This window comes from Flavobacterium ginsengiterrae (assembly GCF_039539785.1).
GTDB classification, from domain to species: domain Bacteria; phylum Bacteroidota; class Bacteroidia; order Flavobacteriales; family Flavobacteriaceae; genus Flavobacterium; species Flavobacterium ginsengiterrae.
Genome location: NZ_BAABDU010000004.1, coordinates 463,671 through 479,293 on the forward strand (window position 1 = coordinate 463,671; position 15,623 = coordinate 479,293).

14 protein-coding genes are annotated in these 15,623 nt (G+C 33.4%); 2 read left to right on the top strand and 12 right to left on the bottom strand.

What is annotated here, in order from left to right; all coding sequences use genetic code 11:
* Positions 1-9: 9 nt before the first annotated feature.
* The 6 genes from ccoG to ABD859_RS12500 form a co-directional block, all read right to left on the bottom strand.
* A complete protein-coding gene (gene ccoG / locus ABD859_RS12475; protein WP_345144745.1) occupies positions 10-1,428 on the bottom strand; it encodes a cytochrome c oxidase accessory protein CcoG in 1,419 nt (472 codons plus the stop codon).
* 11 nt (positions 1,429-1,439) lie between these two features.
* The gene (locus tag ABD859_RS12480; protein WP_345144747.1) at positions 1,440-2,381 is read right to left on the bottom strand and encodes a cbb3-type cytochrome c oxidase N-terminal domain-containing protein; all 942 of its coding nucleotides are present in this window, start codon (positions 2,379-2,381) and stop codon (positions 1,440-1,442) included.
* A gap of 3 nt (positions 2,382-2,384) precedes the next feature.
* Positions 2,385-2,579, bottom strand: coding sequence for a CcoQ/FixQ family Cbb3-type cytochrome c oxidase assembly chaperone (locus ABD859_RS12485; protein WP_345144749.1), 195 nt, complete (start codon positions 2,577-2,579; stop codon positions 2,385-2,387).
* 7 nt (positions 2,580-2,586) lie between these two features.
* Positions 2,587-4,770 (bottom strand): cytochrome-c oxidase, cbb3-type subunit I, encoded by a 2,184-nt coding sequence (ccoN, locus tag ABD859_RS12490; RefSeq protein ID WP_345144751.1) that lies wholly within the window; start codon positions 4,768-4,770, stop codon positions 2,587-2,589.
* 3 nt (positions 4,771-4,773) lie between these two features.
* Entirely contained in the window at positions 4,774-4,965 is a 192-nt protein-coding gene (ccoS, locus tag ABD859_RS12495) for a cbb3-type cytochrome oxidase assembly protein CcoS (protein WP_345144753.1), read from the bottom strand.
* 115 nt (positions 4,966-5,080) lie between these two features.
* Positions 5,081-7,468 carry a heavy metal translocating P-type ATPase gene (locus ABD859_RS12500; RefSeq protein WP_345144755.1) on the bottom strand — a complete coding sequence of 796 codons (2,388 nt, stop codon included), beginning with the start codon at positions 7,466-7,468 and terminating at the stop codon, positions 5,081-5,083.
* A 204-nt stretch (positions 7,469-7,672) separates the two neighbouring features.
* Between ABD859_RS12500 and ABD859_RS12505 the strand changes: the two genes are divergently transcribed.
* The gene (locus tag ABD859_RS12505) at positions 7,673-8,353 is read left to right on the top strand and encodes a Crp/Fnr family transcriptional regulator (protein WP_345144757.1); all 681 of its coding nucleotides are present in this window, start codon (positions 7,673-7,675) and stop codon (positions 8,351-8,353) included.
* Between the two features lie 3 nt (positions 8,354-8,356).
* Here ABD859_RS12505 and mazG read toward each other — a convergent pair whose 3' ends face one another.
* The 3 genes from mazG to def form a co-directional block, all read right to left on the bottom strand.
* On the bottom strand, positions 8,357-9,127 hold the full coding sequence (mazG, locus tag ABD859_RS12510) for a nucleoside triphosphate pyrophosphohydrolase (RefSeq protein ID WP_345144758.1): 771 nt from the start codon (positions 9,125-9,127) through the stop codon (positions 8,357-8,359).
* A 102-nt stretch (positions 9,128-9,229) separates the two neighbouring features.
* Positions 9,230-9,715, bottom strand: coding sequence for a DUF5606 family protein (locus ABD859_RS12515; protein WP_345144760.1), 486 nt, complete (start codon positions 9,713-9,715; stop codon positions 9,230-9,232).
* A gap of 59 nt (positions 9,716-9,774) precedes the next feature.
* Positions 9,775-10,365 (bottom strand): peptide deformylase, encoded by a 591-nt coding sequence (gene def / locus ABD859_RS12520; protein WP_345144762.1) that lies wholly within the window; start codon positions 10,363-10,365, stop codon positions 9,775-9,777.
* 198 nt (positions 10,366-10,563) lie between these two features.
* Between def and ABD859_RS12525 the strand changes: the two genes are divergently transcribed.
* Complete coding sequence (locus ABD859_RS12525) at positions 10,564-12,786, top strand: FUSC family protein (protein WP_345144764.1); 2,223 nt, start codon at positions 10,564-10,566, stop codon at positions 12,784-12,786.
* Between the two features lie 29 nt (positions 12,787-12,815).
* Here ABD859_RS12525 and ABD859_RS12530 read toward each other — a convergent pair whose 3' ends face one another.
* The 3 genes from ABD859_RS12530 to ruvX all read right to left on the bottom strand — a co-directional run bounded on the left by ABD859_RS12530 (position 12,816) and on the right by ruvX (position 15,502).
* A complete protein-coding gene (locus ABD859_RS12530) occupies positions 12,816-13,388 on the bottom strand; it encodes a cysteine hydrolase family protein (RefSeq protein WP_345144766.1) in 573 nt (190 codons plus the stop codon).
* Positions 13,389-13,466: 78 nt separating this feature from the next.
* Complete coding sequence (locus ABD859_RS12535; RefSeq protein WP_345144768.1) at positions 13,467-14,960, bottom strand: malate:quinone oxidoreductase; 1,494 nt, start codon at positions 14,958-14,960, stop codon at positions 13,467-13,469.
* A 125-nt stretch (positions 14,961-15,085) separates the two neighbouring features.
* Positions 15,086-15,502, bottom strand: coding sequence for a Holliday junction resolvase RuvX (gene ruvX, locus ABD859_RS12540; RefSeq protein WP_345144770.1), 417 nt, complete (start codon positions 15,500-15,502; stop codon positions 15,086-15,088).
* Positions 15,503-15,623 lie beyond the last annotated feature (121 nt).

Consider the following 15,623-nt stretch of genomic DNA (forward strand, 5'->3'; position numbering starts at 1 on the left):
AAATATGTTTTAGTTAAAACTTCGTGGTCCTAAGAAATTTGTTTTGGTAGTTTCGAGAAGTTCATTTCCGTTGTAAACGCCAATTTTCACATTGGTTTTGTCGCTTTCTAATAAAACTTCATCTATTTCTATAAATAAAGTTCCTTGAGAAATTCCTTCTTTTGCTACTTTAAAATGCTGTTTTCCAACATTCCTGATTTCACCTTTTTGATCTATTAACTCAAAGTGAATATCGTTGTAATCTTTCATTGTCTTGTTGACAATTTTATACGTATATACGTTACTTATTTTTTCTCCTTTATGCTGAAAAAGCTGCCCTGGTAAACGTAAAACAACTGCCTGAAGATCAGTTCTTAAAAATAACATTCCAACAAAAATACTCAATAAAATAAACAAAACAGCGCTGTAGCCTTTCATTCTGGCAGTAAACCTAAAAGGTTCTTTTTTAGCAATTTCATCTTCTGATGCGTAGCGTATAAGTCCTTTAGGAAGTCCTACACTTTCCATGATATGATCGCATTCATCGATACACGCAGTGCAATTTGTACATTCTAACTGAGTTCCGTTTCGAATATCAATTCCCATTGGGCAGACATGAACACATTGAAGACAGTCAATACAATCTCCTTTTCCGGTTAAAGCTCTGTCTTCTTTTTTATTAAACTTTGCTCTTCCCTCTTCTTTTTCGCCTCTAACAAAATCATACGCAACGTTTATTGATTTATTATCTAAAAGAACACCTTGCAGTCTTCCGTAAGGACAAGCGATAATACATACTTGTTCACGAAACCATACAAAAACAAAATAGAAAACTCCGGTAAAAATAAGCAGTGCAATAAAATTACTAGCCTGTTCAATAGGCCCTTGTTCAACCATTAACAGCAAAGCATCGCTTCCTACTAAATAAGCCAGAAAAACATTAGCAATAATAAAAGAGATTAAAAAGAAAATAGTCCACTTAATCAGTCTTTTTCTGATTTTTTCAGCGTTCCATTCTTGTCTTGCCAAACGTGATTGTGCACCGCGGTCACCGTCAATCCAATATTCAATTCGACGGAAAACCATTTCCAGAAAAATAGTCTGCGGACAAATCCACCCACAAAATATTCGGCCAAAAACAACGGTAAATAAGAGTATAAATACAACGCCTATAAGCATTGAAATTACAAAGAGGTAAAAATCCTGAGGCCAGAAAGGAAATCCAAAAATATTAAAACGGCGTTCAATAATATTGAACATCATAAATTGGTTTCCGTTTATCTTTATAAATGGATTTATAAATAAGATTGCCAATAAAACATAACTGACAATTTTACGGTAATCATAAAATTTACCAGACGGTTTTTTTGGAAAAATGAATTTCCGTTTACCACCTTCATCTATCGTTCCAATGGTATCTCTAAAAGCTTCGTCTGGTAAATTTGACATGGTATTCTATTTTATTTTTTAACTTCTGTGGTATCTTTTTTTGGAGCGGCAGATGTTGCATCATTTACAGGTGCGCTTTCATCTACCCAAACTTCTCCTTCAGCTTCTTTTGGATCTTTTGGATTTGATCCCTGCAACGATAAGATATAACTCGCTACTTTTTGAATTTCTTTTGGTTTTAGAGTTCCTTTCCAGGCAATCATCCCTTTTCCATCTCGACCTCCATTTGTAATGGTGTGGAATAAGTTTTTAATTCCTCCACCTAAAATCCATCGGTCATCTGTTAAGTTTGGTCCAATTTGTCCGCCGGCATCTGCCCTGTGGCAGGCCGCACAATTATTTGTAAAAATCTCTTTTCCTGCTGCTAAACTTGGCTCATCTGTAAGTAAAACAACGGTTTTCTCATCCATTAAATCCGGTGCCGTTTTTAAATATTCTTCGACATCTATTTTTGCCTGAGCCATTTCTTTTTTCAGCTCCATTTCCTGATCATCAGCTCCTAATACATCATAACGAACTACATAGATTACTCCGAAAATGATACAGATGTAGAATAAATATACCCACCATGGCGGTAAATTGTTGTCTAACTCTTTAATTCCGTCATAGTCATGATCCATTAAAAGATCAGCCTCTTTAGACATTGGTTCTGTTTTAGTAAGCTTGTGCATCAAATCTTTGAACCAAGTGCTTTCTTTAAAGCTTAAACTATTTTCGTATTCTAATTTTGCTTTTTCTTCCGGTGACATTAATTGATACATTACTCTATTTACTGCACTTAGAGTAACTTCGATTGCAATTAATATGAATAAGAAAACAAATAAAAAGACAGATACCATTGGATACTTAATAAAAGCCGGTTTGTCGCCTGAATCTATAAAATATTCCATCAAAGCAAATACGATGAAGAAAATCAACGGTACTCTAACATATACTGGGAAAAACTTTTTCATTTTTTATCTATCTTTTGAGATTATAACTTGCCCTTCTTCTAAAGGTATATTGCTCATTTCCTGAATTTTATCTTTTTTATAAGAGAACACCCAAATGCCTAATCCTACAAAAAATAAGAAGAAAATCAAGAGGGAAAGTATCGGGTAAATTTCTACACCCGATATTGTTTCCATATTGTGTTTTATTTGTTCAAACATAATGCTGTTATTTAGTTTCTTTTACTTTAATATCAGTACCAAGTCTTTGTATATAAGCAATCAAAGCCACAATTTCTCTTTCATTCATTGGAATGAATTTTTCACCTTTTGCAGCAGCTTTTTTACGGCTGTCTTCATAACTTTTCACAAAGTCAGGATCGCTTTCTAAACTTTTCTCAATTTTAACTGCCTGATCTCGTAATGTTTTTTGAGCATTTGCAACATCAGCTTCAGTGTAAGGAACTCCTAATGAAATCATTGCCTGCATTTTTTTCTGTGTCAATGAAATATCCATTGGTTTATTATCAAATAGCCATTTGTAACCTGGCATAATTGATCCTGCGGAAGTACTTTGCGGATTCCACATATGGTTAAAGTGCCAGTTGTCGTTGTACTTACCACCTACTCTTAATAAATCCGGACCTGTACGTTTTGATCCCCATAAGAATGGATGATCGTAAACAAATTCTCCTGCTTTTGACTGAACACCATAACGTTCAACTTCACTTCTAAACGGACGAACTGATTGTGAGTGACAGCCTACACATCCTTCTCTAATGTATAAATCACGTCCTTCAAGTTCTAATGGTGTATATGGTTTTACACTAGAAATTGTTGGAATATTTGATTTTACCATAATCGTTGGCACAATCTGAATAATACCTCCAATTAAAATAGCAATCGTAGCTAAAATGGTTAACTGAATTGGTTTTCTTTCTAACCATGAGTGGAATTTTTCTCCACTTAATCTACTGCTGCTTATTTTTTGTAAAGCTGGAGCCTGAGCTAATTCATCCTCAATTGTTTCGCCAGCTTTAACTGTCATGATGATATTGTAAACCAATGTCAGCATTCCTATTAGATATAAACTACCTCCTATCGCTCTCATCCAGTACATTGGCATAATAGCTGTTACTGTTTCAAGGAAGTTTCCGTATGTTAAAGTTCCGTCAGGATTAAACTGTTTCCACATTGAAGCTTGTTGGAAACCAGCCACATATAGTGGAATTGTATATACAATAATTCCTAAAGTACCAATCCAGAAATGGAAGTTGGCTAATTTTTTAGAGAATAATGTTGTTTTTGTCATTCGTGGAATTAACCAATAAATAATCGCAAATGACATAAATCCGTTCCAAGCCAAAGCTCCTACGTGTACGTGAGCAACAATCCAGTCTGTATAGTGCGCAATCGCGTTTACATTTTTAAGAGATAACATTGGACCTTCAAAAGTGGCCATACCATAACCTGTAATTGCTACAACGAAGAATTTTAAAACTGGTTCTTCACGAACTTTATCCCACGCACCTCTTAAAGTTAAAAGTCCGTTGATCATACCTCCCCAAGATGGAGCAATAAGCATTACAGAAAATGCTACACCTAAATTTTGAGCCCAGTTTGGTAACGCTGAATATAATAAGTGGTGAGGTCCTGCCCAGATATAGATAAAAATTAAAGACCAGAAGTGAATAATTGATAACCTATAAGAATAAATTGGACGGTTTGCAATTTTAGGAACAAAGTAATACATCAACCCTAAAAATGGTGTTGTTAAGAAAAATGCAACCGCATTATGTCCGTACCACCATTGCACCAAAGCATCCTGAACACCGGCGTAAACAGAATAACTTTTTAATGCTGAAACAGGGATTTCGATGTTGTTAAAAATATGCAGTACAGCAACTGTAACAAACGTAGCAAGGTAAAACCAAATTGCTACATACAGGTGGCGCTCTCTTCTTCTAAGCATTGTACCTATCATATTAATTCCCATTACAACCCAAATTAACGCTATTGCAATATCAATAGGCCATTCAAGTTCTGCATACTCTTTTGAAGATGTATATCCTAATGGTAAGGTGATTGCTGCAGCAACAATAATTAACTGCCAGCCCCAAAAATGAAGGTTACTTAAAAAGTCACTAAACATTCTGGCTTTCAGCAATCTTTGCATTGAATAATACATTCCTGCAAAAAAGGCATTCCCAACAAAGGCGAAAATAACGGCATTTGTGTGTAAAGGTCTTAAACGACCATAACTAAGCCATGAAATCCCATCTGTGATATTGGGAAAAAGGTACATAACCGCTAAGGTCAGTCCCACTAACATACCCACGACTCCAAAAAGAATGGTGGCGTAAATGAATTTTTTTACAATTTTGTTGTCGTAATAAAACTGTTCCATTTCCATAATTTATACTTGTTTTTCTTCAATTGGTGAATTATTATTTTGGGAAGTAATTTTTGTCTCATCATCAAAAAGAATTCTGACTGAGGGCGTATAATCGTCATCGTACTGACCGGTTTTAACAGCGATAATGAAGGCAATAAAGAAACAAATCGCCACGAAAATACTTACCGAAATTAATAGATAAATAACACTCATACCTTTAAATTTATATTAACAAAATTACTAGGTGGCTGGCGTTTAAAATATGATAATTATCATAGGCAGAGAAGAATGTTAAAATTAAAAAAAATATCTTTTTAATAATCTAAAATCATTCTAAATTACTCTTACTGAAATAGTTAGACATAATCGTTACAAAGCTCACAATGGTAATTGTACTTAACGGCATTATGATCGCAGCTACCAGAGGATTGAGGTTTCCGGTAACCGCAAATGCGAGTCCTACAACATTATAAAGCAATGATAAAGTGAAACTCATTTTAATGATTAAAATGGATTTATGTGAAAGCTTTAAAAAGTAATTTATTTTTGAAAATACACTGGCGTCTAAAATTGCATCGCAGGCAGGCGAAAACACATTAACATTCTCAGAAACTGATATACCAACATTACTCTGCGCTAATGCTCCGGCGTCATTTAAGCCATCTCCAACCATCATAACATTTCTTCCTTCTGACTGCAGGTTCTTGATAAATTCTAATTTCTGCTCTGGTTTTTGATTAAAAACAAGCTCTGTATCTTTAGGCAGAATATCTTCAAGAACAGCTCTTTCTCCGTCATTATCGCCAGAAAGCACCTTTATATTATAATCTTTGCTTAGTGTATTAAATAATTTTTCAAGACCATCGCGATACTGGTTTTGAAAAACAAATTTTCCAAAATACTGATCATCAATTTTAATATGAAGTGCTGTTTTTTCTATTTCTGAGGTTTCTAAAACAGGACTTTCTACAAATGTCGAAGATCCAATTTTTATTTCGTTACGTTCTACGACTGCCAGAATTCCTTTTCCGGTAATTTCCTGAAAATCATCAATTTTAATTCGCTTGTATTCTGGTAAAAAATCATATAACATTCGGCTTAATGGATGATTTGAACCTCGAAGAACATTTTTAATCAATAAAAGGTTCCCTTCAGAAATGGTATTTCCTTCGTATATAATATTCGATTTTTTGTTGGTGGTTATTGTGCCGGTTTTATCAAAAACTATAGTATCAACTTTCGCCAATTGTTCTATAACTAAGGCATTTTTCAGATACATTTTTTGTTTTCCCATTATTCTCAGGATATTACCAAATGTAAACGGAGCCGTTAAGGCAAGTGCGCAAGGACAGGCCACAATTAATACTGCGGTAAAAACATTAAATGCAGTATTAGCATCAATAAAAATCCAATATCCAAATCCCGCAAAGGCAATAAGTAGTAAAATTGGTGTAAAATAACGGCTTATAGCATCAGTAATAGTTTTGTGTTTTTGCTGTACTTTTTTCTGAAAAACTTCATTACTCCACAACTGTGTTAAGTAACTTTGTGAAACAGAATGTAATACTTCCATTTCAATTACTTTACCTATTTGTTTTCCTCCGGCAAATACTTTATCACCTGATTTCTTAGTAATTGGAACGGCTTCTCCGGTAACAAAACTATAATCAATATCAGCTTTTTCGCTAATCAAAATACCATCAACAGGAATTAATTCCTGATTTCTAATTAAAAGTCTGTTTCCTTTTAAAACGTCATAAATAGGCACACTTTCTTCTGTTGCGTCCGGATTAATTCTGGTAACGGCAATGGGAAAATAAGATTTAAAATCTCTTTCAAAGCTTAGAAAACTGTATGTTTTAATTTGAAACATTTTTCCGAGCAGCATAAAGAAAACCAAACTGGCTAAACTGTCAAAAAAGCCTGGTCCGTGATCCATAAGCATATCGTATGTACTACGTATAAACATTACAATGATTCCTAAAGCAATTGGAATATCAATATTAAGCATACCGCTTTTAATACTTTTATATGCCGAAACGTAGTAACCGCTTGCTGAATAAAAAAAGCTTGGAAGTGCTAAAAGAAAAATCAATAATCTAAAAAACGGTTTATAACTATCTAACCAAAATTCTTTCATTTCGAAATATTCAGGAAATGAAAGCAGCATAATGTTTCCAAAACAGAAAAATGCAACTCCAAGTTTATAGGTTAAACTTCTGTCGACTTTTGTTTTTCCCGTTTCGTAATTTTCTAAACTAATATAAGGTTCATAACCAATTGAACTTAATAGATAAGCGATTGATTTTAAAGACACTGTATCTGAATTAAAAGTTATTCTAACTCTTTTTTCCGGGAAATTAACCTGCGAACTGCTTATGCCTGTATTTAAACGGTTAAGGTTTTCCAGAATCCAAATACATGAACTGCAGTGAATGTGTGGTATATTTAAGGAAACTATTGAAGTATTTGCTTCCTGAAATTCTAAAACTTTAGCCAGAATAGACTCGTTGTCTAAAAAGTCATATTTTCCTTTAATGTCCTGTGGTGTGGCTCCAGGCGATTTTTCAAAATCATAATAACAGGTTAGATCATTAAGACTAAAAATTTCGTAGACTGTTTTACAACCTGTACAACAAAACGTTTTTTCATCAAAATTGATCTCTTCATCTTTCGGAATTTCCAGCCCGCAATGAAAACAACTCTGCCCACTCATAATTTGTTTTTTTAATTCTGCAAATATTCCAAATAAGTAGTGATTGTAACTATGACATTTATCATGTTAAAATGAAACTGAAATCCTAATATAATGAAATAAAACGCTCTAATTACATTGTTGCATTTTTTGTGTGGTTTTTTTAATAATAAAATTACCTTTGAACCGCAATATTCGTTAATTTTGCACTAAATTACTTTTGCTATGAATAAATGTGATCAATGTATCGTAAGACAGCTTTCTTCACTTAAAGCTCTTAATAAAGATGAAGTTATCAAATTAGCTAATAGCAAAACGACCTATACTATTAAAAAAGGTGAAGCTATATTTGAAGAGGGCGAAGTTACAAACGGTGTTTTTTGTGTAAAAGATGGTGTTGGTAAGCTTTCTAAATTGAGTGCTAACGGAAAAGACCAAATTGTAAAACTTGTAAAATCTGGTGAGCTTTTAGGACAACGTTCTATGATTAGCAATGAGCCTGCAAATTTATCTGCAAAGGCGATTGCTGATATGGAGGTTTGTTTTATTCCGAAAACCGAAATTATCCATTTTTTTAATAACAACAATCAATTCTCTTTAAACTTAATGCAGTCTGTATGTGAAGATTTAAAGGAATCTGATAATGATAAAATTGCGTTAGTCCAAAAAACTGTAAAACAACGTTTAGCTGAAACTTTACTGCAGCTTCATGATGATTTTGGTGAAAACCCAGACAAAACACTTAAAGTTCAGCTTACAAGAGAAGAACTTGCCGGAATAATTGGTACTGCTACCGAAAGCTGTATTCGTTTATTATCTGATTTCAACAAATTGGAATTAATCGAGTTAGCAGGTAAAAAAATCATATTGAAAAATGTAAAAGCATTAAAAAAGCTGGCAGAATAATTTCTACTGCTTTTTCGCTTCATTCCAAAAAACATCCATTTCTGCCAAAGTCATATCCATTAAAGGTTTTCCTAATTCAGAAGCTTTACTTTCTAAATATTGAAAACGTTTTATGAATTTTTTATTGGTTCTTTCTAAAGCATCTTCAGGATTTACGTTTAAAAATCGGGCGTAATTTATCATCGAGAATAAAACATCTCCAAATTCGGCTTCAATCTTATCCTGATCGCCTGATTGCACTTCAACCTGAAGTTCTTCAAGCTCTTCCTGAACTTTGTCCCAAACCTGATGCGGTTCTTCCCAGTCAAAACCTACGCCTTTTACTTTATCCTGAATTCGACTGGCTTTTACTAATGCAGGAAGACTTCTTGGAACACCTTCAAGAACCGATTTTTTTCCTTCTTTAAGTTTTAGTTTTTCCCAGTTTTGTTTTACTTCTTCTTCGTCTTTTACCACTGTATCACTGTAAATATGTGGATGACGGTGAATTAATTTATCGCAGATTTCATTGCATACATCAGCAATATCAAAATCATTGGTTTCTGAGCCTATTTTAGCATAAAACACAATATGAAGCAATAAATCGCCTAATTCTTTTTTTACTTCATTTAAATCATTGTCTAAAATGGCATCGCCTAATTCGTAGGTTTCTTCAATAGTTAAATGTCTAAGCGTTTGCAAAGTCTGTTTTTTATCCCACGGACACTGCTCACGAAGTTCATCCATTATAATTAATAATCTTTCGAAGGCTTTTAATTGAAGTTCTTTGCTCATTTTAGAAGTTTTTTTGACATTGTAACCGAATACTGTAAAAGTAAAAAATCCTGTCAAGAAATGTCTTAACAGGATTAATATATTTTTGAATGCAGTAAACTACTATTCTTCTTTTTTAGCTTTTGCTTTTTTAGCAGCTGGTGCTTTTTTTGGTTTTTCTTCAGCAGCAGGAGCTTCTTCCGGAGTTTCAGCCGGAGCTGGAGCTAAATCAGTAACTAAACCTTTTGCTTGCAGTGTATTGTACCAGTTTAATACTTTTTTAATATCTGAAGGATAAACTCTTTCTTCATCATATTCTGGCAAAATTTCTTTAAAATAAGCACTTAAAGTTGCATTATCTTCTTTATGAGAGATAGCCTGACCTTTGTTTTCTTTTACTGCAATTTTTTGCATTACTTCAGTCAATGGTTTTTCTCCTTCGTATGTATAAATTGAAATTTCAGATAATAAACTTACATTGCTTTTTAAGTTTACTGTAATTTTTTTTCCATCTAATAATGATTCTGCCACAAAACCTGTACGAGTCTGCACTTTCAATACATATAAACCTGGTTTCCCAGAAATGGCTAAAATTTTGTCTAAATTCATGTTTATTAAAATTAGTATTAAGAATTTTCTAATATATTTTGATGTTCTTTTTTAGAACATTATCTGCCTTTTTTAGCGGCTGCAAATTTCATTCTGTATTCCTGAAATGTTTTTCCTTCAGTAATATTTTTCAATTTCTTCTGAATCAAACGCTTTTTTAAAGAAGATATTTTATCTGTAAATAAAACACCCTCGATATGGTCATATTCGTGCTGAATAACTCTTGCGATTAATCCGTCAAAAACTTCGGTTTTCATAACAAAATCTTCTTCGCAGTATTCGATTGTAACGGTTGGTTTTCTGTAAACATCTTCGCGAACATCCGGAATACTTAAACATCCTTCGTTAAAACTCCACTCCTCACCTTCTTCTTTAACAATTTTAGCATTGATAAAAGTTCTTTTAAAACCTTTTAAATCCTTTTGCTCATCTGCCGGTAAATCATCATCATCACTAAAAGGTGTTGTATCGATCACAAATATACGAATTGGCAAACCTACCTGCGGTGCAGCCAGTCCAACTCCGTAAGCATTGTACATGGTTTCATACATGTTTGCTATTGTCTCTTTTAAGTTAGGATAATCTGGCGTAATTACCGTACCTACTTTTCTTAAAACAGGATCACCATATCCTACAATTGGTAAAATCATTTGTTTTTATTTAATGTTTTTCTAACGAAAACCTTAAAATTGGTTCTCATAATTCAGCTGGCAAAAATAGTAAAAAATAGTCAATGAATAGTTCTAAACACATATTATAACATATTTTTTATAAGCATTGGAAAACTCAACTATAATTATGCCAAAATATTTCGTACAATTCTTAACTTTGCTAGTAAACCTCACAATATGTTTGACCGCATCTCAAAATTTACAAACAGTACTTCTTTTTTAAATGCTTCAAAAGTAACAATAGCTTCGGTTGTGCCCGTTTTAATTTTGAATTTTTTAGGTCATTTTGAAATTGGATTTACTATTGCATTAGGCGCATTTTATACTTATCCCAGTGATATTCCGAGTTCTTTAAGCCACAAAATTAAAGGATTAATCGTTGCATCGCTAATTGTTTCGGGTGTAAATTTATTAGTAAACCTTGCTTATCCTTATCCGTTTTTATTTTATCCATTTTTAGGTTTTTTGCTTTTTTTATGTTCGATGATTTCAGTTTACGGACAGCGTGCTACATTGGTTTCGTTTTCTGCTTTATTATCTATTTCATTATCATTCGGACATTTACATGAAGGATTGGAGGCATTTCAATATTCAGGTTTCATATTTATTGGAGGAATTTTATACCTTATAGTTTCGCTTGTTTTTCACTTTGTACAACCTTATAAATATATAGAATTGCAAATTGCAGAAGGTATAAAACTGACTGCTAAATATTTAAAATTAAGAGGTGACTTATGGAGTCCTGAAGCTAATCGTGAAAAAATTATTGAAAAACAACTGGCCATACAAGTTGATTTGAATTTGATTCATGAAGACTTAAGAAAAATGCTAATTGGTAACCAAAACACATCTGGAACTACGAGCCAGAACCGAAAAATGCTTTTGGTTTTTATTACTTTAGTCGAAATTCAGGAACTGGCACTTTACACTTCATTTGACCACAGTAAACTTCATGTAAAGTTTGCCAAACATCCGGAAGTATTACGTACGTATCAAAATGTAGCTTATAAATTAGCTTCTACACTTAAAAAGCTTTCTAAAAATGTACATCATATTGCAGTGTATGTTGACAAAAATGATCTTAAAAACGAATTAGATGCTTTAGAGTTTGCCATTTTTGATTACGAAAAAACATTAGGAAAAGAAGCAGCCGCAGAAGGTGTTTTAATGTTGACCAATATGCTGAAATATGCTAAAAATCAGGTTGGTAAAATTAAAACTATTCAGCGAGCTTTATCTCTGGCTATGCAGTCTTATAAATTAAAAGATAAAGACAAAGAGTTAGAAAAATTCTTAACGCCTCAATATTATCCTTTAAGAACGCTGACTGAAAATTTAAGTTATTCTTCGTCTATTTTTAGGCATTCACTGCGTTTAACGATTACGATTTTGGTTGGTTTGTTTATTGGCGAAATGCTGGATCTGCAAAACGTTTACTGGATTTTGCTGACCATTGTCGTGATTATGCGCCCTGGCTATGGTTTAACCAAAGAACGTTCTTATAATCGTATGTTTGGAACTATTTTAGGAGGATTATTGGCTTTTGGAATTGTTTCTGTTATCCAAAATCATGTTGCTTTAAGTATTTTTTCGATTGTATGTATGCTACTCGGAATTTCCTTTACGCAAATCAATTATAAAATCAGCGCTACTTTTGTAACGATGTACGTTGTTTTTGTTTACGGGATTTTAACGCCAAATGTTGTTGAAGTTATTCAGTTTAGAATACTGGATACTCTTACCGGAGCAACTCTTGCTTTTATTGCCAACCAGTTTTTATGGCCGGCCTGGGAATTTATCAATACACCGATTCATTTGGAAAACTCTATTAGAGCCAATAAAAATTATTTAAAAGAAATAGCTGATTTTTATAATGCTAAAGGAGAAGTTCCAACATCATACCGATTAGCCCGAAAAAATGCTTTTGTTGAAATTGGAAATTTGATGACATCGTTTCAAAGAATGATGCAGGAGCCAAAATCAAAACAAAAAACAATGCCTTTGGTCAATAAGCTTGTAGTTTTAAACCATTCGCTTTTATCCGCTTTGGCTTCTTTATCAACGTATATTCAATCGCATCAGACTACATCTGCTTCTGAATCGTTCAATTATATTATCAGAACAATTTTACTGAATTTAGAACATTCTATTTCAATATTAAGAAACGAAACTATTATTACGGATACTTTTTTTGATAAAGAAGATGTAACGCTGCAATTTGAAGAACTAAAGCGTAAAAACTTTACACGTCTTGCTGCCGATGACGAATTGGACAAAGAAACTCGTCAGGCTAAAATGCAGGAAGCTTCGATGGTTATTGAACAGTTAATCTGGATGAGTAATCTGGCAGAGAAAATTTTAAAAATAACACAAGAATTAAAAGCCGTAAAAAATGATTAAGGCTTTTAATTCTTCTACTGTATTTCCTTTTATTTTATATTTTGCAGAATAAAATCTGTTTTTACAACATTTGCAAATTCGTTATTTAAACTCGCCAAAGCTGTTTGATGAATTAATTCTGCAGAAAAATCCTGTCCGTCGATTCCTTTTTTGTTAAATGTCGCGGTCGCATCTGAAACAACAAAAGTTTTACAACCAAAATTTCCTGCCATTCTGGTTGTAGTCGAAACACAATGATCTGTTGTCAAGCCAAGAATTACTAATGTTTCAATATTGGCATTATCTAATTGCTCTTTTAAATTTGTACCAATAAAAGCGCTGTTGACATTCTTTTTAATAACGATTTCATCCTCTGTTGGTTTTACTAAATCTTTAAAAGCATTTCCTGCATTATTTTCGTTTAGTAACGATTTTGGATTAGACGAACAATGCTGAATATGAAAAATTGGAAGGTTATTTTCTCTCCACAATTTTAAAATTTCCGCAGCGTTTGTTTCTGCATCTAAATTATTTCTTTCTCCTCCCCAATATTCAATGTCATCAAATCCTTTTTGAATATCAATTAAAATTAAAGCCGGATTGTTTGTTTTAGAAATTGCCATATTTATTTGTTTAAAATTAAAAAAGGACTCAGTTATTTACAAACTAAGTCCTTTGGTATTATTTCATTGAAATTTTAATTATTTAATTTTTAAAACTTCAGCTGTATGTTTTCTCATTTCGGCTAAAAGCTCTGGTTTATCATTCAGAGTTTTTCCATAAGACGGAATCATTTCTTTCATTTTAGCTTCCCATTCCGGCGTTTTAAGTTGGTTTCCAAAACATCTGTTTACTAAGTCAACCATAATTGCTACAGCAGTTGAAGCTCCTGGAGAAGCCCCTAACAAAACAGCTAAAGTCCCGTCGTGTGTATTGATTACTTCCGTACCAAATTCTAATACACCGCCGCCATTTTCACCTTTTTTAATAACCTGAACACGCTGACCTGCTTTTTCAAGTTTCCAGTCTTTAGATCGTGCGCTTGGCAGATATTCACGAAGCGCCTTCATTCTGTCTTTTGGAGACTGACGAACCTGCTCAATTAAATATTTTGTCAACGGAATATTATGAAATCCCGCAGAAAGCATTGGGATTAAATTGTTTGCTTTTATAGATAACGGTAAATCTAAGTAAGATCCATTTTTCAAGAAACGTGTTGAAAAACCTGCAAAAGGTCCAAAAAGAAGTGCTTTTTCACCGTCAATAACACGTGTATCAATATGAGGCACAGACATAGGAGGTGCGCCAACGCTTGCTTTTCCGTAAACTTTTGCCTGATGTTTTGCAATAACTTCCGGATTTGTACATTTCAGCCATTGTCCACTAACTGGGAAACCACCATAGCCATGACCTTCCGGAACACCCGCTTTTTCTAATAATGGCAACGAACCGCCGCCAGCTCCAATAAATACGAATTTGGTATATGCTTTACGTTTTTGTCCTGTAGACAAATCGGTAATTTTAATTCTCCATGATTTATCTTCGCGCTGTCTTAACTTTTTAACTTCGTGATTAAAATATAATGTAACACCGTCTAATTTTTCAAGATAATTAAACATGCTTCTTGTTAAAGCACCGAAATTTACATCGGTCCCCATTTCCATGTGAGTTGCAGCTAATTTTTCGCCTGGCTCTCTTCCTTCCATTACAAGAGGCATCCATTCTTTTAACTGATTAAAATCAGTACTAAAAGTCATATCAGCAAAAATTGGGTTGCTTTGAAGTGCTTCGAATCTCTTTGTTAAATATTCTACATTTTTATCTCCCCACACAAAACTCATGTGCGGAACGCTTTTAATAAAATTTTCCGGAGACGGAACTTTATTCTGCTGTACTAAATAAGACCAAAACTGGCGTGAGATTTCAAATGATTCAGCTATGCTGATTGCTTTTTTGGGGTCAATACTTCCATCTGCCTTTTCCGGAGTATAATTTAGTTCACAAAAAGCAGAGTGTCCCGTTCCTGCATTATTCCAGGCATCAGAGCTTTCCGCCGCTGCCACATCTAATCTTTCGTAAATTTCAATTTTTATATTCGGCTGTAACTCTTTTAAAATTAATCCAAGAGTTGCACTCATAATTCCAGCTCCAATAAGCACTACTTCACTATTGGAACGTATTGTATTGTCAGGCATAACAGTAATTTGTTTTTAAAGTGCAAAGGTACTTCTTTCAATCGCAAAAAAAAACTAATTTTTACATGATAAAAGTTAGGAAACTATAATTTTTTCTAAAAAAGAGAAATTAGCCCTAAATAAACTTAAAAACGCTTAGAAGAAAGGTAATCCTGAAGCATAATTGTGGCCGAAATTTCGTCTATTAAGCCTTTGTTTTGGCGTTGTTTTTTACTAAGTCCGCTGTCAAGCATAGTTTGAAACGCCATTTTTGAAGTAAAACGCTCATCGACACGAATAACTTTCATATCAGGAAAAATATTCGAAAAATGAGTTACAAACCCATTAATTACTGATGCGCTTTCAGAGGGCTGGCCGTTCATTTGTTTTGGCTCGCCAATTAAAACAGCTTCTACTTTTTCTTTGGTAAAATAATCTTTAAGGAAGTCAACTAAAGTATGTGTAGGAATTGTAGTTAAGCCTGATGCAATTATTTGCATTTCATCGGTTACTGCAATTCCGGTACGTTTTTGTCCGTAATCTATGGAGAGAATTCTTGGCATTTATTTTTTTACAAATTTAAAAAAAATACTTTTTTAAAATACAAAAACCTCATAAACCCAAAAGGCCCGCCCTGAGCAAACTCAAAACGGACCCGAACCTAAATATTTAAAAACTAAATTT

Coding starts and splice junctions, on each gene's coding strand:
- ccoG (WP_345144745.1), bottom strand. CDS start 1,428: ATGTCAAATTTACCAGACGAAGCTTTTAGAGATACCATTGGAACGATA.
- ABD859_RS12480 (WP_345144747.1), bottom strand. CDS start 2,381: ATGAAAAAGTTTTTCCCAGTATATGTTAGAGTACCGTTGATTTTCTTC.
- ABD859_RS12485 (WP_345144749.1), bottom strand. CDS start 2,579: ATGTTTGAACAAATAAAACACAATATGGAAACAATATCGGGTGTAGAA.
- ccoN (WP_345144751.1), bottom strand. CDS start 4,770: ATGGAAATGGAACAGTTTTATTACGACAACAAAATTGTAAAAAAATTC.
- ccoS (WP_345144753.1), bottom strand. CDS start 4,965: ATGAGTGTTATTTATCTATTAATTTCGGTAAGTATTTTCGTGGCGATT.
- ABD859_RS12500 (WP_345144755.1), bottom strand. CDS start 7,468: ATGAGTGGGCAGAGTTGTTTTCATTGCGGGCTGGAAATTCCGAAAGAT.
- ABD859_RS12505 (WP_345144757.1), top strand. CDS start 7,673: ATGAATAAATGTGATCAATGTATCGTAAGACAGCTTTCTTCACTTAAA.
- mazG (WP_345144758.1), bottom strand. CDS start 9,127: ATGAGCAAAGAACTTCAATTAAAAGCCTTCGAAAGATTATTAATTATA.
- ABD859_RS12515 (WP_345144760.1), bottom strand. CDS start 9,715: ATGAATTTAGACAAAATTTTAGCCATTTCTGGGAAACCAGGTTTATAT.
- def (WP_345144762.1), bottom strand. CDS start 10,365: ATGATTTTACCAATTGTAGGATATGGTGATCCTGTTTTAAGAAAAGTA.
- ABD859_RS12525 (WP_345144764.1), top strand. CDS start 10,564: ATGTTTGACCGCATCTCAAAATTTACAAACAGTACTTCTTTTTTAAAT.
- ABD859_RS12530 (WP_345144766.1), bottom strand. CDS start 13,388: ATGGCAATTTCTAAAACAAACAATCCGGCTTTAATTTTAATTGATATT.
- ABD859_RS12535 (WP_345144768.1), bottom strand. CDS start 14,960: ATGCCTGACAATACAATACGTTCCAATAGTGAAGTAGTGCTTATTGGA.
- ruvX (WP_345144770.1), bottom strand. CDS start 15,502: ATGCCAAGAATTCTCTCCATAGATTACGGACAAAAACGTACCGGAATT.